The organism is Wolbachia endosymbiont (group A) of Trypoxylon clavicerum (assembly GCF_947251665.1).
GTDB classification, from domain to species: domain Bacteria; phylum Pseudomonadota; class Alphaproteobacteria; order Rickettsiales; family Anaplasmataceae; genus Wolbachia; species Wolbachia pipientis.
Genome location: NZ_OX366374.1, coordinates 254,267 through 276,502, shown reverse-complemented (window position 1 = coordinate 276,502; position 22,236 = coordinate 254,267). Strand labels below are relative to the sequence as shown.

Here is a 22,236-nt window from a genome sequence, read left to right as displayed (position 1 = left end):
AATAGAGAGTGTAGATAGAGAAGAATTAAAGCAACAAAATCATATACATAAAGATACAGAGTGTTCGGAAGAGACGACAATATATGGGCATATTAATCAACATATGGAAAAAAATATCTCAAATACATTGCATGAAATATATGATGCTCTTATGTCATATAACGAATCGGAACAGTCAATGACGTCAACTTAAGAACTTTCATTAGCAAACTCTCCTAAAGACATGATGGCGTTTAGGCTTATCTACTTTATTGCGGCTGTCCCGGTCGGATTTTAACTTTAGCGCGTATACTTAAAAAGGGCTTGAAAGTTTTTTGGCGCAATAAGTACCTGATAGAGTTTCTGCCTCATTACACCAAATAAAACTGAAAAATTTAAACGATACTCAGTAATTTGATCTGGGTTCCAAGGCCCTTGTGCATCACACATATGAAGCGATAATATATTGCACATGACCAAGTTTGCCCAAAATTCTTGTATACAGCCTCTCCAGAAAAATTCTCTAACTCTGCTCCTACTTTGAGTCGTTTCCTCTATGTGCCACCTTAACACATCAGCTTTGCTCCAAAGTCTCGGTCAAAAGCTCTGTTTCTCAGTTGGCTAATGTCAGCACTATAACTCTTACTTTCTGTCCTTTCATTTTATTTTTTAGCTTTTCATTTTCTAATATAAAATCAAAATCTAATTCGCCAGCGTTCCCATAGCTTACTATAATTTCTTTTTTGCAAGCGAAAAATAAAATCTACTTCCAAATCATAATGCTGCTGAATGAATTTTACTGAAGACGATCATAGATAAATAATAATTTCTCTTGATTTAATAAACGCATTTGAGTGATAACTTCGGGTAATTGCTCTGCCGCCAACGTTTGTTCACCTATATTCCAAGCCGCAAGACGAGCACTACAAATCAGCGAAGTACACAAATCAACAAACAAATTGCCAATGGTGCCTGTTGTTCCATTTGGTTCAAACTCGGATACAATTTCCCCAGAGCTGGGTACCAGAACCATCTGCTGCAATAAGTCTATAGCCTCTCCAACTCAGGTTCATCCTGATAGGCTGTTTGGATGCTTAAATTCTTGAAAGCCTGTATGGCAAATCTTATACCTTGCTTTAGGCTCTGTGGACAAAATTTTAGAGAAGCCATACAAGAGCTCCAACAAAATTGAGAAAACCAATAAAAACCTCAGCAGTTTTATCAAATCTGGAAAAAATGCGCCTAAAATTTTTAATTTTACCAAAAAAACACTCAATCAAATGACGTTCTTTGTAGATATGCTCATCGTAATACCTTTGCACTTTTCGATTCCGTTTTGGCGGAATAACTACTGTACATCCCTTGTCTTCAAGACTTGTAACAAAGGCATTGCTATCGTAGCCCTTGTCAGCTACTACAGTAGAGTTATAGATACTTTCGGTCAACACTTGTGCCTGCGTAATTTCATTTCTTTGACCAGGAGTCAGAGTAAATTTAAGTGGATTTCCAAGTGCATCGACAAGTGCATGTATTTTAGTTGTAAAGCCACCTTTGCTCCTCCCTAAAGCTTCTTGATCCTTGGAGTTTTTTGTATATCCAGATGAACATGGATGGGCTCGGATGATCGTACCGTCGATTATAGCAACTTCTAAATCAGGCTCTTGTTTAGTATATTCAAGCAATTTTTTCCAGACATCTCTTTCACACCATCTTTTAAATCGCTTATGTATACTCCTGTAATTACCATAAGTTTTTGGTAAAAGTCTCCATTGGCAACCACTTCGCACTATGTACCACACTGCCTCTATGAATATTCTTAAACGTTTTTCATCTTTGCTGTGCATTCCTTTTACGCTTTTTATGAACTCTAAAATTTGTTTCCAATTTTCCTCTTTGATGTAATATTGCATATGGTAGTTTCTCCATTTTTTACCTATTAGGCTAAACTACCATCTTTTTCTCTCTTTTCATATTTTTTGTCCACAGAGCCTAGAAAAAGCTTGCTTTGAGGGTACATGTCAATGGCTCCATAAGTTCACATTCTATTCCCAAACTTTTTTTAACTAACTTTAAAATCATAAGACCTGCTGCGAATCAAGCGATAAAAAAAAGGAAAGGAGGGTGAATAAAATCAAGGTTAACTAAAAGGCGTGCTTAAGATTTACAATACCAGCAATAATATTGAACCTCAAGTTATATTTTTTCTGAAAATTGCGATAAACATTCGACATAATCTTAAATATCTTTATCTCTCGGATCTTATTTTCTACTCTCATTCTAAATGATGCTAACCTTCTATTATGCTCTTTCTGCTCTGGAGTTAATGGCTTTTTACGATACTTTTTATATGGAATTATAACATTGCTTTGCAATTTTTGCCAACCTTGATATCCAGAATCAGCATGTTTTATGCTATCAAGTGGTAAATATTTTTCTTGTTTCCTTATGCGAAAATCACTAATTCTACCACGGTATGACTTTGACACTGATAAAATTCTTCCTCCTTCTTCGATAATAATCTCAGTTTTCATAGTGTTGGTTCTTTTTTTTCCTGAATATGATTTCTTCCGTTTTTTACTATCTTCTGGCCTCTGTATTTGCTGTTCTGTAACATCAGCCAAAATCTTCAGTATTTTTTCTGGCGTCATACTTCTATCTTTTGTTATAGTCACTTTTTTGGCGAGTAATGGCTCTATTCTCTTAAGTAACCTACATACATTTGCGTTGTGCACATTGAATAGGCATCCTAAAAATCTATGTGTTATGTAAGTGCGATAGTACAAAATTACGCAAAACAACTTATCTTCCAGAGTTGGTAGTTTTGATCTTCTACCATGACACTTTTTCTGTTTTTCAAGTTTTTTCCATCCAGACCTCACTTTTTCTACTACTTTTTCGAACTCCTCTATACTTAAACCTGTTATATTACGAAAGTTTCTTGGGTGTTTTTTCATATTATAGTAACTAAAGCTCATTTTTTTCCTTACTTGATCTGCTTATTCTTCTTCTACCCTTCTCACATCATTTTTTCAATCACCTTTTGCAGCAGGTCTATAGTAAAAACATGATTATAAATTTCAAATTTTTTGATAATTTGAATTACGTAAAAATCTATGCAAAGTGGATATACCAAGCTAATCAGAATACGTTTCAAAACGCAGAAGTCATAATTCCTATACCGTTACATAAAATGCGCTTGTTTAAACGTAAATATAATCAAGCAGCGTTGCTCGCAAAAGAGTTGAGTAAGTTGTCCAATTTATCCTATACGCCATTTGCAATAAAACGCCTTCGCCATACCACATCTCAAGCTGGTCTTTCACTTAAACAGCGTGAAAAAAACTTAAAGAAGGCTTTTAAAATAAGCAACAAGAAAATTATCGAAAATAAAATCGTGATATTAGTTGATGATGTGGTAACAACCGGAGCAACTGTAAGATCTTGCTCTCAAGAAATTTTAAACTCCGGTGCAAGAGAAGTGAGAGTGCTATCGCTTGCAAGAACGGTAGCATGTTAAAACGTGATTTTTAATAACCTCAACATCACTAAATTCAAAAGTTTGATTCCCTATGATTTGAAATTTCTCATGTCCTTTTCCTGCAACTAGCAGAATCATACCCTCGTTATAGGCAATATCTACGCCTTTCTCTATAGCTTCTCTCCTACCTCCTATCTCCAGTGCATCAGGGCAATGTAGCAAAATATCGTGGCGAATTTTTGCCGGATCTTCATCACGCGGATTATCATCTGTAATTATTACTTTGTCTGCATACATTTGTGCTATTTTGCCCATTTCTAAACGTTTCGTCTGATCGCGATTTCCACCGCATCCAAAAACTAGAATTATTTTTTTGTTGATATGCCATTTTAAAGACAACAGGGCTTGTTTAAGCGCACTTGGAGTGTGTGCGTAATCCACGAATGTAAAAGGTTTCACTTTTTCCATTCTTCCTGGTGGAGAAATGAGTTTTTCTACGCATATTTCTCTGTAATTTAATCCAGATATACCAATTGCACATAGCAGATTATATGCTTGAAATTTTCCTAAAACTGGGAAAAATGTATTGTAAATTTGGTTATCAATTTTTACTGTAAGATGTTGACCATTAGGGGTTGGTGTTTGCTCTAATAAAGTAATATCAGAGCCTGTTTTTCCATAGGTGATAATTTTGTTGCTGCGTTTTTCAGCTATTTTAAGCAATGCGCAGTATTCATCTATATCCGCATTTAAAATCGCTGTTTTTCCTTCTGGTAATACTTCGTAAAATAACCTTTTTTTAGTTTCTAAATATTCACCAAGACTTTTATGGTAATCTAAATGATCTTGCGAGAAATTAGTAAAAGCTGCAGCACTCAACTTTAATCCATGGATTCTGTATTGATCAATCCCATGACTTGATGATTCCAACACTAAGTGTTCTATACTTATACCACGCAATGTTGCGTAAAGGTCTTCTGCACCTGGAGTGGTAAGGCTGTTGCTATTACCTTTTCTGCCATTATTGATGCATGTTCCAAGTGTTCCAATAGACGCAGCATTATAGCCAGAGTTTTGCCAGATCTGGCGGCAAAATTCTACTACTGAAGTTTTACCATTTGTACCAGTTACAGCAGCAACATATTTGGGCTGTTTGAATTGATAAAACCTGCTGACTATTTCGCTGTATATTTCTTGAGGGTTTGGGTGTTCAAGCACTGCAAAGCTCGAAGTATCTGTCATTCCAGTGTGTGACACTGGAATCCAGTTTTTATTATACAACTGCCTAGTGTGCTCATTTGCAATTAAATTTTCTGGATCCAAGTAGTCAAGCACTGGGATGACATCTTTCTTGGCCCCTTGTATCACAACGTCTACACAGTTGTGTACGTAACACTGTGATTCAGTAGGAAGGATATGGATTCCAGTATCGCATGTAGCGTATTCTTTACTCCTTTCTGACACACAAACAAAAAGATAACCTTCCTTGACTCTCTTGGGATTACATGTAACGCCCTTGATTTCAACATCAAAGTCAACATCAATAATGTTATGCAGTAATTCTCTCAGTTTCATCTGCCAGCTTTGATATTCAAATATGGCAACCTTGCTAGTGCAGCATTTAAATCAGAGATTAAATCTTCAGGATCTTCCAGTCCACAAAATATCCGTATAAAACTTCCACCATAATCTGAATTCATTACAGATCTTGACATAGATCTACGATCTATTGGTAATATCAAACTGTCGCACCCTCCCCAAGAAGCACCAATACTAAAAATTTTCATATGATCAACCATGCAGCTTAGTTCTTCACATGAATATTCTCTATCCAGTATTATACTGAATACGCTACTTGCTCCTTTGAAGTAACTTTTCCATAATTCGTGTTGAGGATGGGAGGGAAGTGCTGGGTACAAAACTTTTTTGATTTTTAAATGTTTTTCTAGCCACTTTGCCATTTCCATTGCTGTATTTTGGTGCCTTTTCATACGTGTGTGCAGTGTTCTTAGTCCCCTATGTGCAAGGTAGCAGTTGTGCGATTGAATGGTTACCCCATAATTTTTATGGCTCTCATAAAGCAATTTAAAAGTTTCACCTTCAGCAACCATAGCTCCCATCACTAAATCTGAGTGACCGGCTAGATACTTTGTCACCGCATATAGTGCAACATCAACTCCATAATCAAGCGGCTTAAATAACAAAGGAGTAGCCCATGAATTGTCACAAACGGTCACAATTTTATGTTCCTTAGCAACTTTTACTATATGCTCTATATTCGAAATCTCAAACGTTACAGAACCAGGAGTCTCGATCATTATCAATGAAGTATTACTCTGAATTAAATCAGTTATATCCTGTGTTGGATCATAAAAAGTTACTTCTGTTCCTCTTTTTGGTAGCTCATTTTCTGCAAACCTCCTAAGCCTATAATAACTATTATCTTGAATTAAAACGTGCGAGCCTGCTTTAGCGAAAGTTAGAATAGCAAAAGTAAGTGCAAATAGTCCGGAAGGATAAATAAGCGCTTGTCCACTCCCTTCAATTTCAGCCAGTGCATTTGAAAGATAATGAACAGTAGGAGTACCAACATTACTGTAGCTATAATCTCTTGCAACACCATCGTTGATTACATCGTATATACTTTCTCCATTTGCTGCATTTAAGTAGTCCTTGTAAGTAGGAAATAATATGGTAGAAGAATGATAAACTGGCGGGTTCATGGAACCTTTATAGTCATTAAATTTTCTTCCTGCTTTAACTAATATAGACTCTTCCTTCACATTTTTATTATTTATTTTTTAAATTGTACTCATCTTGCGTATACAAGTGAAGAGAAATTGCATGTATTAGCTCTATCTCACCCTTCAATAACTCATAAATCAACTTGTGTCTTTTTAGAACGCTCATTCCAATAAAGCCGTCAGATATTAATATTAATTTAATGTGCGAAGGTAATATTGAAGATGAAGCAAAATAATGATCAGCATGCTTTGCTGATTCATCGATAATGTTGATATCAATTACATCTATCGAATCGCGTATCTTTTCTTCTATTGTTTTAATAATATCCATAATGGCTTCTTTAAGCAACAATATGCTCCTCTTGTCATCCCAGTATCAGCTACTTGGATGACAATCGCAATTACTTATTCTCTTCTTTATTATCTATGTCTTGATAATCAGAATCTACTACTTTTTCCTCTTTATCATTTGGATTTCCTTCTGATGAAAAGCCATTTTCAGCACTATTTTGTTGAGATGTTTGATACATAGCTTCTCCAAGTTTCATAGATAATTGAGAAAGATTAGTGACTTTCTGCTGTATTGAATCAGCGTCATCAATGTTATCAGATTTACTAACTTCTTTTAATTCGTTAACTGCATTTTCAATAGCAGATCTATCTTCTGGTGAAACTTTATCACCATACTCTGTCAGAGACTTTTCTGTAGAATGGACTAAGCTATCTGCTTGATTCTTCACTTCAATAAACTTTTTGCGCTTTTCATCTTCTTGCGCTTTTTCTTCAGCTTCTTTTACCATGCGATTTATTTCATCATCAGATAAACCACCTGAAGATTGAATGCATATTTTTTGCTCTTTTCCAGTAGCTTTATCTTTTGCAGAAACGTGTGCTATTCCATTTGCATCTATATCAAATGTCACTTCAATTTGTGGCCTTCCGCGCGGAGCAGGAGGTATCCCTTCCAAACTAAACTGACCGAGTAGCTTATTATCAACTGCCAGTTTTCTTTCACCCTGATGCACCTTAATTGTAACAGCTGTTTGGTTATCTTCTGCAGTTGAAAACACCTGAGATTTTTTAGTAGGAATTGTAGTATTACGTTCAATAAGTGGAGTGAATACTCCTCCTAGAGTTTCAATACCAAGAGAAAGTGGAGTCACATCAAGTAGCAACACATCTCTTACATCACCTTGAATGATCCCCGCCTGTATTGCAGCTCCAATTGCTACAACTTCATCAGGGTTAACTCCTCTATGTGGATCTTTGCCAAAGAATTCTTTAACTTTCTCTATGACTTTTGGCATACGAGTCATGCCACCAACGAGAACCACTTCGCCAATTTGACTAGCAGACAAACTAGCATCCTCAAGAGCTTTTTTACAAGGAGCCATAGTTCTTTCGATTAAATCATTCACTAAGCTTTCAAGTTTTGCTCTCGTTAATTTCATATTTAAGTGTTTTGGACCACTTGCATCAGCTGTAATAAACGGTAGATTTATTTCCGTTTCCATTGCACTTGATAATTCAATTTTCGCTTTTTCAGCAGCTTCTTTGATTCTTTGCATAGCCATTGGATCATTTTTCAAATCAATGCCATTACTTTTCTTGAATTCATCTAGTAAATAACTCACTACTCCATTATCAAAGTCTTCACCTCCAAGATGAGTGTCACCATTTGTAGCCTTTACTTCAAAAACCCCTTCACCTATTTCAAGTATTGAAACATCAAATGTACCACCACCAAGATCATACACCACTATTGTGTGTCCATGTTTTTTATCAAGACCATAAGCAAGCGCTGCAGCAGTTGGTTCATTTACTATTCTGAGTACATTTAATCCGGCGATTTTTCCTGCATCTTTTGTTGCTTGACGTTGAGAGTCATTGAAGTATGCTGGTACTGTTATCACAGCATCTTTTACTTCCTCTCCAAGATAAGCTTCTGCTGCTTCTTTCATGTTTTGTAGTATAAATGCACCAATTTGACTAGGAGAGTATTCTTTATTATCAGTGGTTTTAATCCATGCATCACCATTTTTTGCCGCAAACACTTTATACGGCACGTTTAGATTTTTTATTTCAGAATCACCGTATTGACGGCCTATTAATCTCTTAGTAGCAAAAAAGGTATTACTTGCATTGGTGGTTGCTTGCCTTTTTGCTGGAGCACCAATCAATTTTTCTCCTGATGAAGTAAATGCAACTATAGATGGAGTAGTTCTTGCTCCTTCTTTATTCTCTATTACCTTTGTGTCTTTGCCCTGCATTATTGCAACACAAGAATTTGTTGTTCCGAGATCTATACCTATTGCTTTTCCCATAATGAGTACCCCATTGTAAATATTATCTGATATAAGAATATATAAGCATAGGGCTCATTAATTACAAGCCCAATTTAGGTTTCTAATTAGTTATTAGAACTTAAAAGGCGCGAAAGCCACTTAGTCAGCCAAAAATTGCCTCGTAGTTTATTTGAATGATCAGCTTCTTCATTGCTGCTATCCCCAATTTGGTATCCAGAGTTCTGTAATGGCTTATAACCGTTTAAATTAACATCATCTCCTTGTTTTAAAACAAATGCATTTACATCTAAACTGTTATCAATACTGACGTTCAATGTAATATTAAACTCTTTTTCGATTGTAGAAACTGTATTCCGTTTATTATTAAAAATATGTGCTATAACTGCACTGTGCGCTACTAAATCAAAAGACTTATTTCGATTCTTGTTAGCAATATGTTGTAAATCCCTTAGTATTGATGAAACAATTACTTCGTTTGATTTTACTCTTCCAATACCCTTGCAGTGTAAACACTCTGTAGTATTAATTTCTTGTATGTTTGGTTTAATTCTTTGTCTTGAAAATACCATTAAACCAAAGTCATTTATGTAGCTAAATTGAACTTTAGCTTTATCGTCTTTAAACGCTTGCTTTATAGCAGACTCAACAGCTCTGCAATACTGATATTTCAACATGTCAATAAAATCGACTACTATTAATCCTGATAGGCCCCTAAGATTCACCTGTCTTGATATTTCAGGTACTGCTTCCATATTGGTTCTATAAGCTGTTTCTTCTATGCTATCTTCTCCTGTCATCTTTCCTGAATTTACGTCTATTGAAACAAACGCCTCAGTTAAAGTTATTATCAAAGACCCACCAGATGGCAATTCTACTCTATTGCTATATAACTCAGAAATTTGATCTTCGATTCCGTAGTAAGTAAAGATCGGAACATAACCTCTATACAATCTATAGCGCAACTTACTACCTTTTAGTGCATTGTTAGCATATTGCCTAACTGCTTCAAAAGCTTCCTTTCCAGACACTATAACTTCTACACCATCGCTACAAAAATCACGAACAGATCTCATAATTACATCTGCTTCGTTGTAAATTAATGATGGAGCATTTACAGAGAAGGCATTTTTTTGAATGCTCTGCCATAATGAGGATAAATAATTGTAATCCTGCTCAATTTCTTTCTTATTTTTTCCTGAACCAACAGTTCTTACTATTAAACCTGATCTTTTTGGCAAGTTTATTGAACTCAGTATCTCCTTTAACTGCTTTCTGACATTAACATCTTCAATTCTGCGAGACACTCCACCTTTACTCATGGAATTTGGCATGAAAACACAGTATCTACCCACTAAAGTTATGTATGTTGTAAATGAAGCTCCTTTATTGCCTCGTTCCTCTTTAGTTAGCTGAACCAATACTTTTTGATTTACTGAAATAACATCTTGTAATTTGTATTTTTTATATAAAGGTACCTCTCTTACAAAACCGCTACCTGACTCGTTAACATTCTTACTAGCTGCAGAATCTAAAGAGACACTTGCTGGGACTTCTTCTGTACAATCGTCATTTGAGTAGCCCTCAAAGATAATTTCCTTTTCTGGAATATTGAAGTAATCTAGAGATATCTCGGAAAAAGACAAAAAACCTTGCTTATTTTTTCCATATTCAATAAATACGGCTTGCAAAGAAGGCTCTATACGCTTTATATAAGCAACGTATATATTACCTCTTAATTGTTTTTTTTCCTTGAATTCTTGTTCAAATTCTACAACCTTGTTATTAATTGACAAGGCAACTCTTACCTCATTAGAACAGATAGAATTTTCTATCAATAATACCCTTTTACCACTATTTGTCACTTATTTACCGTTTGCTTTTTATTCTGAAGTTAACTTTATGCTACTTAATGCACTGTTGATTGTCAAGGATTTTGCAATCTGCATTATTCGATTGACTTTTAGTATTTTGCGTAATAAACTCGCATAGAATTTATTATATCATTATAAGTATGGCGAAAAAAAATGCTTCTTTGCTTGTTAAGTTAGTCAGCACTGCAATCAAGACAACAAGAGCTGGTGAAGAAAAATCAACAGGCTATTTTTATGTAAAAAAGCGTAATCCAAAAAAGCTCACCAGAAAACTGGAGTTTAGAAAGTATGACCCAGTAGTCAGAAGGCATGTGCTATTTAAAGAAGAAAAATTAAAGTAGTTTTTTTATAGGAAAGTTTATTATTATGCAAAATTTACAATTAAGTTATCCTGTAATAATAGAGTTGGACAATGTAAAGGATACAAAACTGAAATTAATAAAGGTCATTGCACAATTAATAGGTAAGAGATACACAACACAGAAAAAAGCAGCAAACGCTCTAAAGATTGATCAGCCTAAAGTATCTCAAATCAATAGATCAAAAATCGAAGGGTTCTCCTTAGAATACTTGCTTAACTTATTGGTTGCATTGGACCAAGACATAAACGTAAGAATAAAGCATAATTCTAAACCTGCATAATATGTAAAGGACAAATGGTAATTTAAAAATTGCAGAACAATAAAACGGTAAGCTAAAAGGGAGCTTATTACTCAACAAAACAAGACTTAAAATTTTGTGCAATGCTATCGATTATAGCTAGATATGTATCTTTTCCAGGCTCTATGTCTGATCCAATAGGATCAAGAACTACCATTTTTGCGTCATTAGAAAGGGTATTAGGCTTTATGCTATCTTCTTGTGAATGAGCAAATATACATTTAACGTTTTCTTCCTTCATTATCTTTTTTAGCTTCATTAAACTCTTCATACCTATGTAAGAATCCTCTTCTATAGAAAGAATAGCGCTTGGATGATTTAGACCGAAATATTTTTCAAAATATTGATAAGCATCATGAGTAACGATGTATTTTTGATTTTTAAAATCATTCAGTTCTTTCATAATTTCTTTTACTTCTTGGTCTATTTTCTTTATAGCTTTTGTTGCATTAGAGTTGTATCGATGGAAATTTTCTTTATCTATGTTAGACAATGTTGCACTTATAAAAAGTATCATGCTCTTTGCATTTTCGGGACTCAGCCAAATGTGTAAATCTTTTTCATCTTGAATGTGAGTGATTTTTCTAGAAAATGAATGTGGCCGAGCAGGAAGTAGGTTGATTGCCTTTGACAATTGTACTAGTTCTTTATTATTTTTGGCAAAAGTTTGAACAAACGTTTCTAAGTTATCGTCAACATAAAATATAACGTCACTTGATTCCAAATTACTCGCATCAGATGGCTTTAATATATAATTATGCGCAGATGTTGCATAGCCAAGCAATTCTGGTTCTAAAATCCCTTCTGTCACAGAAGCCACAAGTGAGTGGATAGGTTTAATTATAGCTACAACTTTTAAATTGGATGAAAAGGCAATATTATAGTATAGTGTAAATGAAAGTAATAGAAAAAAAGTCAGTAAATGTCTCATATAAACGTTGAGAAGAAGTTAAATTTTGTCAATAAATTGAATAATGTCAATAATCGTGTTCTAAAAATAGAAAATCTTGCTCTCACATATGATGGTAAAAGAATCCTTGACAATATCAATATGTTCATGGAAAGAGGAGACGTAATTACAATACTTGGTCCAAATGGTGGAGGTAAAACCTCTTTAGTGAAAGCAATTGCTGGTATAAATAAAAATTATACTGGAAATATTGTGTTAGCTGAGAACACAAAAATTAGCTACATGCCGCAAAATTTTAGTGTTAGTAATTTGATGCCAATAACAGTTGAGTATTTTCTTTTAAATAGCTCCTTGAAAAGACTAAAGAAAAATCAATCCATTATTACAGAAACGATAGAGTTGGCTGGTATTGGTAACATTTTGAAAAATCAAGTATTAGAAATTTCTGCAGGGCAAGCACAATTATTATTGCTTGCACGTTGTTTAATTGCAGAACCTGACTTGATCATTCTAGATGAGCCAGTTAGTGCAATGGATATTAACGCACGGGCTAAGTTCTATGATATTATAAGCAAAATGGCAAAAACCCGATTAGTGTCGATTCTTATGACTTCTCATGATCTTAACTCTGCTCTACCATGCTCAGATTACATAATTTGTATAAATAATACTGTCTACTGCCAAGGTAAGCCTGGTGAGATTATGAAGAATAAAACCCTAAATGAAATATTTAGCAGTTACGCAGCGAAATGATTCAAAATATTTTGCGTCTTCTGCACATAACTACGGTGCTGACGCGTTACAATATATTACCTTATTTACTTCCACCATCAAAAAAATCAATAAATAAAATACAAGGCCACAAGCTAAAGTGTGCTCTTGAAAAATTAGGTCCGGTGTTCATTAAGTTTGGGCAGTCTATCTCATCACGTACTGATGTTTTAAATGAGGATATAACAAATAACTTGTTATTGATATGTGATAGATTGCCATCATTTTCACACAAAATAGCAGTTAAAACTATAGAAAGTGAGTTTAATTGTAAATTGAGCGACATTTTTTCAAGCTTTTCTGAAAAGCCAATTGCAGCAGCATCGATTTCTCAGGTGCATAAAGCGGTTACAACTGAGGGTAAGGAAGTTGCTGTGAAGGTTTTAAGGCCAAATATTGAGAAGACATTCTCAAGGGATATAAAAATGCTTTCTTGGCTTGCAGAAATTGCAGAAAAATTTAGCGAACAATCAAAAAGGCTGAAGCCGATTGAATTAGTCAAAACTTTTGCTGAAATTTGCCGATTAGAGTTAGATCTACGTTTTGAAGCTGCTCACTCTTCAGAACTAAAGGAAAACACAAAAAATGACAGAGGTTTTTACGTACCTGAAGTAGATTGGAATAGAACTTCGAAAAAGGTTTTAACATTAGAATGGATAGAAGCAACGCCAATATACGAAGTTGAAAAACTGAATAATCGTAAGCAAATAGCTATCAATCTTATAGAATCGTTTTGCAATCAAGTATACAGAGATTGTTTTTTTCATGCTGATATGCATCCTGGAAATCTAATGGTTGATAGTAATAACAATATTATTGCCCTGGATTGTGGAATCATGGGTAGAATAGATCGTGAGACATGCTATTACGTTATAGAGATACTCAAAGGCTTTTTAAATCGGGATTATGATCACGTTGCAAAAATGCATTTTAGAGCTGGTTATGTCTCATCACAGCATAGAAATTTTGTCACAGCTTGCAGGGCAATAGGTGAACCCATTATTGGGCAGCCTATACAGAAGATTTCATTTGCTAGTTTACTTGCTCAGCTATTAAAAATAACGGGTGATTTTGATATGAAAGTTCAAACACAATTGTTATTGCTGCAGAAAACTATGATTTTACTGGAAGGAACATGTAGAAAGATCTGCTCAGAAATCAATATGTGGAAAGTAGTTGAAGCGTGGATAAGCAGTCAACATGAAAATAAAATAGGGTATAGGGAAAAAATTAGAAGTTCTTATCCCATAAAAACAATCCAAGGAATATTTAGCCTTATAGAAAAATTGAACCTAATAGCTGATGAAAAATTAGAAAACATCCAAATTAAAAATAAATCAAATGGAAAAGTCTATTTTTTGCTGTGGTCTGTAATTATAATTCTAATTGTTAAATTTTTAATTTCTTAAACTGTGAGAAAAAACTGCATCAAGCCCAATTTTTATTCAACTTAATTTTTAATCTGCAGGAGCCGAGTTGAGAATGTCCAATTTTCCACTTTCTTTATGTATCTGTTCAGCAGAGTGGCAAAATAAGGTAGACGAGAAAAGACAACTATAGGAACAAATGGGTGTCATGCCAGTGCGTGACACTGGCCTCTTGTTTCAATAGACCTGCTGCGAATCAAGCGATAAAAAAAAGGAAAGGAGGGTGAATAAAATCAAGGTTAACTAAAAGGCGTGCTTAAGATTTACAATACCAGCAATAATATTGAACCTCAAGTTATATTTTTTCTGAAAATTGCGATAAACATTCGACATAATCTTAAATATCTTTATCTCTCGGATCTTATTTTCTACTCTCATTCTAAATGATGCTAACCTTCTATTATGCTCTTTCTGCTCTGGAGTTAATGGCTTTTTACGATACTTTTTATATGGAATTATAACATTGCTTTGCAATTTTTGCCAACCTTGATATCCAGAATCAGCATGTTTTATGCTATCAAGTGGTAAATATTTTTCTTGTTTCCTTATGCGAAAATCACTAATTCTACCACGGTATGACTTTGACACTGATAAAATTCTTCCTCCTTCTTCGATAATAATCTCAGTTTTCATAGTGTTGGTTCTTTTTTTTCCTGAATATGATTTCTTCCGTTTTTTACTATCTTCTGGCCTCTGTATTTGCTGTTCTGTAACATCAGCCAAAATCTTCAGTATTTTTTCTGGCGTCATACTTCTATCTTTTGTTATAGTCACTTTTTTGGCGAGTAATGGCTCTATTCTCTTAAGTAACCTACATACATTTGCGTTGTGCACATTGAATAGGCATCCTAAAAATCTATGTGTTATGTAAGTGCGATAGTACAAAATTACGCAAAACAACTTATCTTCCAGAGTTGGTAGTTTTGATCTTCTACCATGACACTTTTTCTGTTTTTCAAGTTTTTTCCATCCAGACCTCACTTTTTCTACTACTTTTTCGAACTCCTCTATACTTAAACCTGTTATATTACGAAAGTTTCTTGGGTGTTTTTTCATATTATAGTAACTAAAGCTCATTTTTTTTCCTTACTTGATCTGCTTATTCTTCTTCTACCCCTCTCACATCATTTTTTCAATCACCTTTTGCAGCAGGTCTACTTTTGTTTCTGTTTTATTTCAACAAAGAAGTCTAAAATGTGTCCTTTTTAGGTGAAATATGCAAAAAGGAAAAAACCTTATTCTACAAATTAAAAATATAATATACTCGAAAACTTTTCAGAAAATCCATTGTGTTGAGTTTTACACGAACAAGCTTTTTCGACAGTATTTTCTATGATTTTAAAGTTAGTTAAAAAAAGTTTGGGAATAGAATGTGAACTTATGGAGCCATTGACATGTACCCTCAAAGCAAGCTTTTTCTAAAGCAAGGTATAAGATTTGCCATACAGGCTTTCAAGAATTTAAGCATCCAAACAGCCTATCAGGATGAACCTGAGTTGGAGAGGCTATAGACTTATTGCAGCAGATGGTTCTGGTACCCAGCTCTGGGGAAATTGTATCCGAGTTTGAACCAAATGGAACAACAGGCACCATTGGCAATTTGTTTGTTGATTTGTGTACTTCGCTGATTTGTAGTGCTCGTCTTGCGGCTTGGAATATAGGTGAACAAACGTTGGCGGCAGAGCAATTACCCGAAGTTATCACTCAAATGCGTTTATTAAATCAAGAGAAATTATTATTTATCTATGATCGTCTTCAGTAAAATTCATTCAGCAGCATTATGATTTGGAAGTAGATTTTATTTTTCGCTTGCAAAAAAGAAATTATAGTAAGCTATGGGAACGCTGGCGAATTAGATTTTGATTTTATATTAGGCTCTGTGGACAAAAAATATGAAAAGAGAGAAAAAGATGGTAGTTTAGCCTAATAGGTAAAAAATGGAGAAACTACCATATGCAATATTACATCAAAGAGGAAAATTGGAAACAAATTTTAGAGTTCATAAAAAGCGTAAAAGGAATGCACAGCAAAGATGAAAAACGTTTAAGAATATTCATAGAGGCAGTGTGATACATAGTGCGAAGTGGTTGCCAATGGAGACTTTTACCAAAAACTTATGGTAATTACAGGAGTATACATAAGCGATTTAAAAGATGGTGTGAAAGAGATGTCTGGAAAAAATTGCTTGAATATACTAAACAAGAGCCTGATTTAGAAGTTGCTATAATCGACGGTACGATTATCCGAGCCCATCCATGTTCATCTGGATATACAAAAAACTCCAAGGATCAAGAAGCTTTAGGGAGGAGCAAAGGTGGCTTTACAACTAAAATACATGCGCTTGTCGATGCACTTGGAAATCCACTTAAATTTACTCTGACTCCTGGTCAAAGAAATGAAATTACGCAGGCACAAGTGTTGACCGAAAGTATCTATAACTCTACTGTAGTAGCTGACAAGGGCTACGATAGCAATGCCTTTGTTACAAGTCTTGAAGACAAGGGATGTACAGTAGTTATTCCGCCAAAACGGAATCGAAAAGTGCAAAGGTATTACGATGAGCATATCTACAAAGAACGTCATTTGATTGAGTGTTTTTTTGGTAAAATTAAAAATTTTAGGCGCATTTTTTCCAGATTTGATAAAACTGCTGAGGTTTTTATTGGTTTTCTCAATTTTGTTGGAGCTCTTGTATGGCTTCTCTAAAATTTTGTCCACAGAGCCTAGGCTCTGTGGACAAAAAATATGAAAAGAGAGAAAAAGATGGTAGTTTAGCCTAATAGGTAAAAAATGGAGAAACTACCATATGCAATATTACATCAAAGAGGAAAATTGGAAACAAATTTTAGAGTTCATAAAAAGCGTAAAAGGAATGCACAGCAAAGATGAAAAACGTTTAAGAATATTCATAGAGGCAGTGTGGTACATAGTGCGAAGTGGTTGCCAATGGAGACTTTTATCAAAAACTTATGGTAATTACAGGAGTATACATAAGCGATTTAAAAGATGGTGTGAAAGAGATGTCTGGAAAAAATTGCTTGAATATACTAAACAAGAGCCTGATTTAGAAGTTGCTATAATCGACGGTACGATCATTCGAGCCCATCCATGTTCATCTGGATATACAAAAAACTCCAAGGATCAAGAAGCTTTAGGGAGGAGCAAAGGTGGCTTTACAACTAAAATACATGCGCTTGTCGATGCACTTGGAAATCCACTTAAATTTACTCTGACTCCTGGTCAAAGAAATGAAATTACGCAGGCACAAGTGTTGACCGAAAGTATCTATAACTCTACTGTAGTAGCTGACAAGGGCTACGATAGCAATGCCTTTGTTACAAGTCTTGAAGACAAGGGATGTACAGTAGTTATTCCGCCAAAACGGAATCGAAAAGTGCAAAGGTATTACGATGAGCATATCTACAAAGAACGTCATTTGATTGAGTGTTTTTTTGGTAAAATTAAAAATTTTAGGCGCATTTTTTCCAGATTTGATAAAACTGCTGAGGTTTTTATTGGTTTTCTCAATTTTGTTGGAGCTCTTGTATGGCTTCTCTAAAATTTTGTCCACAGAGCCTAATAGGTTTAATAAAAATTCACATATACAGGAAAGATTGGTAACATTACTTGAATAGAGACCGTTATTGTAATTATGCCGAAACGCACAGATATAGAATCTATATTAGTAATAGGAGCAGGCCCAATAGTTATAGGTCAGGCATGCGAGTTTGATTATTCTGGAACGCAAAGCTGTAAAGTATTAAAAAGTGAAGGTTATAAAGTCATTTTGGTTAACTCCAACCCCGCAACTATAATGACAGATCCTGAATTCTCTGATGCAACTTATATTGAGCCGGTACTGCCTGAAATCATAGAGAAAATTATAATTAAGGAGAGGCCAGACGCAATATTGCCAACAATGGGCGGGCAAACAGCACTCAATTGCGCAATAAAACTTGCAGATGATGGAGTGTTAGACAAATACAACGTAGAATTAATAGGGGTAAACAGAGAAGCAATAAAAAAAGCAGAGGATAGAGAGTTATTCCGTCAGTCCATGGATAGAATAGGACTGAAATACCCCAAAAGTATCATTATAAAAAATCAAGAACAAATAAAAAAGGCTTTGGATTACGTTGGATTACCAGCAATTATCCGCTCATCATTCACTCTTGGTGGCGCAGGTAGTGGCATAGCATATAATAAAGAGGAGTTTTTCAATATCGCAGAAAGTGCTCTCAAAATTTCGCCAATAAATGAAGTTCAGATAGATGAATCAATTATCGGCTGGAAAGAATATGAAATGGAAGTTATCCGCGATTGTAAAGATAACTGCATAATAGTCTGTTCGATAGAAAATGTTGATCCAATGGGAGTGCACACTGGGGATAGCATAACTGTTGCTCCTGCTTTGACTCTGCGTGACGTAGAATACCAACAGATGAGAAATGCATCTATAGCAGTGCTGAGAGAAATTGATGTTAGTGCCGGTGGTGCAAATGTTCAGTTTGCAGTGAATCCTAAAGAAGATGGAAGCCTTGTTGTAATTGAAATGAATCCAAGGGTTTCTCGCTCTTCTGCACTTGCCTCAAAAGCAACAGGCTATCCTATTGCAAAAGTTGTAACTAAACTTGCTATTGGCTATTCGCTCGATGAAATACGTAACGACTGCGCTCCAATAATACCAGCAGCATTCGAACCAGTGATTGATTATATCGTCACTAAAATTCCTCGATTTGAGTTTGAAAAATTTAAGGGGACGAATTGTGAATTATCAACTTCCATGAAATCAGTGGGAGAGGTAATGTCAATCGGCCGCACTTTTAATGAGTCACTACAGAAAGCTTTCCGTTCACTTGAAACTGATCTTACAGGACTTGATGAAGTATTTCCTGAGAACATTGATATTGATCACGTAAAATCTCAATTAGCAAAATTGCTGCCAAACAGATTACTGATTGCTGCTGACGCAATGCGCCACGGAATTAGCATAGAAGAAATAAATTCGATTACAGGATATGACTTATGGTTTCTGCAAAATATACAGCAAATTATATTAGCTGAACAAAAAATCAAGGAAAATGGCCTTCCTGAAACTGCATATGAAATATTAGAACTAAAAAAGATGGGATTCTCGGATGCAAGGTTGGCAAAGTTAAGTAATAGACCTACCTCTGTCATCCCAGTACTCTCTAATGTCATCCCAGTGCGTGACACTGGGATCCAGCCAGCGTTACACGCTGGAGATCGAGTAAAACAAATCGAAGAAATAAGAAAAAAATTTGGCATTAAACAAGTTTATAAACGCGTAGACACCTGTGCAGCTGAATTTGAATCGAGCACTGCTTATATGTATGGCTGCTATGAGGGTGATGTTGAAAATAAAACGGAATGTGAGGCGAATATTTCTGACCGAGAAAAGGTTGTCATTTTAGGAAGTGGTCCAAATCGCATTGGTCAAGGTATTGAGTTTGATTATGCATGCGTACATGCAGCTTCTGCCGCCAAAGAAATGGGGTATGAAACAATAATGATCAACTGTAATCCCGAAACTGTCTCAACTGACTACGATACCGCTGATCGTTTATATTTTGCACCACTCATTGCAGAGAATGTGCTTGAAATACTAAGTAAAGAGCAAGAAAATGGCACACTGGTTGGTGTAATAGTTCAAATAGGCGGTCAAACACCTTTAAAGTTAGCCAAAGTGCTTAACGAGAGAGGTTTCAAAATTCTGGGAACTTCGTTTGATTCTATTGACCTTGCAGAAGATCGCATGAGGTTTAAAAACCTTGCTTTGCAACTTAATTTAAAACAACCTGAAAATTCTATCTGCCATTCAGTAGAAGAAGCGTTAACCAACGCAGAAAAGGTGGGGTTTCCACTAGTAGTCAGGCCATCATATGTCCTTGGCGGTCAGTCTATGTCGATTAGACACGATACTCAGAGCTTCAAAGAGTATGTCTTGAATCAAACCAAAATTTTTGAACACGGATCGCTGCTTCTTGATAAATTTTTAGTCAATGCAGTTGAGGTTGACGTTGATGCTGTATGTGATGGGGAAAAAGTTTTCATTGCAGCGGTCATGGAGCATATTGAAGAAGCTGGTATCCACTCTGGTGATTCAACATGCTCAATACCGACAAATACATTGAGTGACGAAGTAATAAAAGAGATTAAGCTACAAACTGAAAGAATAGCTCTTGCACTAGAAGTGAAAGGTCTGATAAACATTCAGTTTGCTGTTCAAGAGAATAGACCTCTTGCAGAACCTGTTTGTGATGAGAAATTTTTAGAAAAAATGCAGATGAGCACCACAGAATACTCGAATGTATTTGAGGAGCGCAGACAAGCTTTGACGACAAAATTGCCTTCAGGAATCGAGTTATGCAAGAGGTCTAGTGATGTATACATACTTGAAGTGAATCTAAGGGCTAGTCGCACAGTTCCTTTTATTTCCAAAGTAATTAACATCCCTATTGCAAAACTTGCCACTCAAGTTATTTTGGGTAAAAAATTGAATCAGGAAAACGAGCCTTTCAATCATTTTGCAGTTAAAGCTGCTGTTTTTCCATTCACGCGCTTTTCGGGAATTGATATTCTACTTGGTCCTGAAATGAAATCAACAGGAGAAGTGATGGGAATTGACTCATCTTTCGAAGCTGCACTTGCAAAAGTGCATATGGCTGCGGGATACAAGTTACCAACAGAAGGAGCAGCTCTGGTTTCAGTAAAAGATGATGATAAAGAGTATATATTGCCTGTTGTACGAATGTTGAAAGAACTGAGTTTTGAAATATATGCAACCAAAGGTACAGCTTCTTATCTGAATAATAATGGCATTGCTGCACAAACTGTAAATAAAGTGAGAGAAGGCAGACCCCACATAGTTGATATGCTCAAAGATGGAAAAATAAATCTAGTGATCAATACTTCAAAAGGTGTGAAATCAGTCTCAGATAGCAAAGATATCAGGAGAACTGCTATTTTGCAAAATATAGCTTACAGTACCACAGCTTCTGGGAGTAAAGCGTTAGTGCTTGCAATTCAATATGTAAAGAATAGCAAATTGGAAGTGAAATCATTACAGCAGATACAAAACGTTTAAATATCAAAACTAGAATAATTCACTCTCAAAATGCTAAAGAGAACATAATAAAAAGATGGAAATTTTGAAGGAAATAGTATACCTAAAGAATCAACTAGCGTAATTGAACAGCCAAATGCTACAATGAATACTCCACAATCTTACCTAGGCTCTGTGGACAAAAAATATGAAAAGAGAGAAAAAGATGGTAGTTTAGCCTAATAGGTAAAAAATGGAGAAACTACCATATGCAATATTATATCAAAGAGGAAAATTGGAAACAAATTTTAGAGTTCATAAAAAGCGTAAAAGGAATGCACAGCAAAGATGAAAAACGTTTAAGAATATTCATAGAGGCAGTGTGGTACATAGTGCGAAGTGGTTGCCAATGGAGACTTTTACCAAAAACTTATGGTAATTACAGGAGTATACATAAGCGATTTAAAAGATGGTGTGAAAGAGATGTCTGGAAAAAATTGCTTGAATATACTAAACAAGAGCCTGATTTAGAAGTTGCTATAATCGACGGTACGATCATTCGAGCCCATCCATGTTCATCTGGATATACAAAAAACTCCAAGGATCAAGAAGCTTTAGGGAGGAGCAAAGGTGGCTTTACAACTAAAATACATGCGCTTGTCGATGCACTTGGAAATCCACTTAAATTTACTCTGACTCCTGGTCAAAGAAATGAAATTACGCAGGCACAAGTGTTGACCGAAAGTATCTATAACTCTACTGTAGTAGCTGACAAGGGCTACGATAGCAATGCCTTTGTTACAAGTCTTGAAGACAAGGGATGTACAGTAGTTATTCCGCCAAAACGGAATCGAAAAGTGCAAAGGTATTACGATGAGCATATCTACAAAGAACGTCATTTGATTGAGTGTTTTTTTGGTAAAATTAAAAATTTTAGGCGCATTTTTTCCAGATTTGATAAAACTGCTGAGGTTTTTATTGGTTTTCTCAATTTTGTTGGAGCTCTTGTATGGCTTCTCTAAAA

The 22,236-nt window shown here is 35.2% G+C and carries 16 protein-coding genes and 4 pseudogenes; 10 read left to right on the top strand and 10 right to left on the bottom strand.

All coding sequences use genetic code 11. The features are described 5' to 3' along the window. Positions 1 to 202: 202 nt before the first annotated feature. The 3 genes and pseudogenes from OPR60_RS01435 to OPR60_RS01425 all read right to left on the bottom strand — a co-directional run. A pseudogene (locus tag OPR60_RS01435) lies at positions 203 to 1,117 on the bottom strand (transposase); the annotation flags it as partial. Between the two features lie 19 nt (positions 1,118 to 1,136). Continuing rightward, complete coding sequence (locus OPR60_RS01430; RefSeq protein WP_265039632.1) at positions 1,137 to 1,889, bottom strand: IS5 family transposase; 753 nt, start codon at positions 1,887 to 1,889, stop codon at positions 1,137 to 1,139. Between the two features lie 231 nt (positions 1,890 to 2,120). Next, the gene (locus OPR60_RS01425; RefSeq protein WP_265040287.1) at positions 2,121 to 2,933 is read right to left on the bottom strand and encodes a transposase; all 813 of its coding nucleotides are present in this window, start codon (positions 2,931 to 2,933) and stop codon (positions 2,121 to 2,123) included. A gap of 98 nt (positions 2,934 to 3,031) precedes the next feature. On the opposite strand from OPR60_RS01425, the pseudogene OPR60_RS01420 reads away from it, so the two are divergent. After that, positions 3,032 to 3,496 (top strand): annotated as a pseudogene (locus tag OPR60_RS01420) (ComF family protein); the annotation flags it as partial. Here OPR60_RS01420 and murE read toward each other — a convergent pair. The 5 genes and pseudogenes from murE to OPR60_RS01395 form a co-directional block, all read right to left on the bottom strand. Then, on the bottom strand, positions 3,467 to 5,032 hold the full coding sequence (gene murE / locus OPR60_RS01415) for a UDP-N-acetylmuramoyl-L-alanyl-D-glutamate--2,6-diaminopimelate ligase (RefSeq protein ID WP_265039786.1): 1,566 nt from the start codon (positions 5,030 to 5,032) through the stop codon (positions 3,467 to 3,469). The pseudogene OPR60_RS01420 and the gene murE sit on opposite strands and share 30 nt — an antisense overlap. Further along, a pseudogene (gene metC, locus OPR60_RS01410) lies at positions 5,007 to 6,240 on the bottom strand (cystathionine beta-lyase). The gene murE and the pseudogene metC overlap by 26 nt, the downstream one beginning before the upstream one ends. Positions 6,241 to 6,247: 7 nt before the next feature. After that, entirely contained in the window at positions 6,248 to 6,532 is a 285-nt protein-coding gene (locus tag OPR60_RS01405; RefSeq protein ID WP_065094920.1) for a BolA family protein, read from the bottom strand. Positions 6,533 to 6,602: 70 nt separating this feature from the next. After that, on the bottom strand, positions 6,603 to 8,525 hold the full coding sequence (dnaK, locus tag OPR60_RS01400) for a molecular chaperone DnaK (RefSeq protein WP_265039784.1): 1,923 nt from the start codon (positions 8,523 to 8,525) through the stop codon (positions 6,603 to 6,605). 86 nt (positions 8,526 to 8,611) lie between these two features. After that, a complete protein-coding gene (locus tag OPR60_RS01395; protein WP_065094917.1) occupies positions 8,612 to 10,369 on the bottom strand; it encodes an Rne/Rng family ribonuclease in 1,758 nt (585 codons plus the stop codon). Between the two features lie 149 nt (positions 10,370 to 10,518). On the opposite strand from OPR60_RS01395, the gene rpmG reads away from it, so the two are divergent. Together rpmG and OPR60_RS01385 are read left to right on the top strand one after the other, a co-directional pair. Further along, on the top strand, positions 10,519 to 10,719 hold the full coding sequence (gene rpmG, locus OPR60_RS01390; RefSeq protein ID WP_006279743.1) for a 50S ribosomal protein L33: 201 nt from the start codon (positions 10,519 to 10,521) through the stop codon (positions 10,717 to 10,719). A 25-nt stretch (positions 10,720 to 10,744) separates the two neighbouring features. Continuing rightward, positions 10,745 to 11,020, top strand: coding sequence for a helix-turn-helix domain-containing protein (locus OPR60_RS01385; protein WP_065094916.1), 276 nt, complete (start codon positions 10,745 to 10,747; stop codon positions 11,018 to 11,020). 67 nt (positions 11,021 to 11,087) lie between these two features. Here OPR60_RS01385 and OPR60_RS01380 read toward each other — a convergent pair whose 3' ends face one another. Next, a complete protein-coding gene (locus tag OPR60_RS01380) occupies positions 11,088 to 11,969 on the bottom strand; it encodes a zinc ABC transporter substrate-binding protein (protein ID WP_265039783.1) in 882 nt (293 codons plus the stop codon). Between OPR60_RS01380 and OPR60_RS01375 the strand changes: the two genes are divergently transcribed. Beyond that, entirely contained in the window at positions 11,961 to 12,701 is a 741-nt protein-coding gene (locus OPR60_RS01375) for a metal ABC transporter ATP-binding protein (protein ID WP_065094914.1), read from the top strand. The two genes, OPR60_RS01380 and OPR60_RS01375, sit on opposite strands and share 9 nt — an antisense overlap. Continuing rightward, positions 12,698 to 14,128: a 2-polyprenylphenol 6-hydroxylase gene (gene ubiB, locus OPR60_RS01370; RefSeq protein WP_065094913.1), complete on the top strand. Its 1,431-nt coding sequence runs from the start codon at positions 12,698 to 12,700 to the stop codon at positions 14,126 to 14,128. Before OPR60_RS01375 ends, ubiB begins: the two co-directional genes overlap by 4 nt. Before the next feature lie 261 nt (positions 14,129 to 14,389). Here ubiB and OPR60_RS01365 read toward each other — a convergent pair whose 3' ends face one another. Beyond that, positions 14,390 to 15,202: a transposase gene (locus tag OPR60_RS01365; RefSeq protein WP_265040287.1), complete on the bottom strand. Its 813-nt coding sequence runs from the start codon at positions 15,200 to 15,202 to the stop codon at positions 14,390 to 14,392. A 160-nt stretch (positions 15,203 to 15,362) separates the two neighbouring features. Between OPR60_RS01365 and OPR60_RS01360 the strand changes: the two are divergent. The 5 genes and pseudogenes from OPR60_RS01360 to OPR60_RS01340 all read left to right on the top strand — a co-directional run. Then, a pseudogene (locus tag OPR60_RS01360) lies at positions 15,363 to 16,019 on the top strand (transposase); the annotation flags it as partial. A 203-nt stretch (positions 16,020 to 16,222) separates the two neighbouring features. Then, positions 16,223 to 16,852: an IS5 family transposase gene (locus tag OPR60_RS01355; RefSeq protein ID WP_406829603.1), complete on the top strand. Its 630-nt coding sequence runs from the start codon at positions 16,223 to 16,225 to the stop codon at positions 16,850 to 16,852. 100 nt (positions 16,853 to 16,952) lie between these two features. Continuing rightward, on the top strand, positions 16,953 to 17,705 hold the full coding sequence (locus tag OPR60_RS01350) for an IS5 family transposase (protein ID WP_265039650.1): 753 nt from the start codon (positions 16,953 to 16,955) through the stop codon (positions 17,703 to 17,705). Positions 17,706 to 17,798: 93 nt separating this feature from the next. Beyond that, a complete protein-coding gene (gene carB, locus OPR60_RS01345; protein ID WP_265039782.1) occupies positions 17,799 to 21,254 on the top strand; it encodes a carbamoyl-phosphate synthase large subunit in 3,456 nt (1,151 codons plus the stop codon). 227 nt (positions 21,255 to 21,481) lie between these two features. Continuing rightward, entirely contained in the window at positions 21,482 to 22,234 is a 753-nt protein-coding gene (locus OPR60_RS01340; protein ID WP_265039632.1) for an IS5 family transposase, read from the top strand. The last annotated feature ends 2 nt before the right edge of the window (positions 22,235 to 22,236 follow it).